This is a genomic window from Bacillus cereus group sp. BfR-BA-01381 (genome assembly GCF_022663555.1).
Taxonomy (GTDB): domain Bacteria; phylum Bacillota; class Bacilli; order Bacillales; family Bacillaceae_G; genus Bacillus_A; species Bacillus_A pacificus.
In genome coordinates, this window is record NZ_JAKUFR010000226.1 from 1 (window position 1) to 443 (window position 443).

Sequence of the window (443 nt, forward strand, 5' to 3'; positions counted from 1 at the left end):
CCGTGCGCCCTTTCTAACTTAACCAAACTAAAATTAAAAAATATGAGCTACACTGTTATCTAGTTTTCAAAGAACATACCATTTGCTATTTAAAATAGCTTTTTGGTGGAGCCTAGCGGGATCGAACCGCTGACCTCCTGCGTGCAAGGCAGGCGCTCTCCCAGCTGAGCTAAGGCCCCAAGTTGTATGGTGGGCCTAAATGGACTCGAACCATCGACCTCACGCTTATCAGGCGTGCGCTCTAACCAGCTGAGCTATAGGCCCATACAAATTGCAGGATTTATTTATATCATATCCTCATTTAAGAGTCAATACTTTTTATTGAACTCTCAAAACTAAACGAAAACGAAACACGGAAACTTATATTGATGAACAGCGTTCATCAATTCTCCATAGAAAGGAGGTGATCCAGCCGCACCTTCCGATACGGCTACCTTGTTACG

2 tRNA genes are annotated in these 443 nt (G+C 43.6%); both read right to left on the reverse strand.

The features are described from left to right. Positions 1–103: 103 nt before the first annotated feature. Positions 104–179 (reverse strand) — tRNA-Ala (locus tag MR079_RS28420). An 8-nt stretch (positions 180–187) separates the two neighbouring features. Further along, positions 188–264, reverse strand: a tRNA-Ile gene (locus MR079_RS28425). Positions 265–443 lie beyond the last annotated feature (179 nt).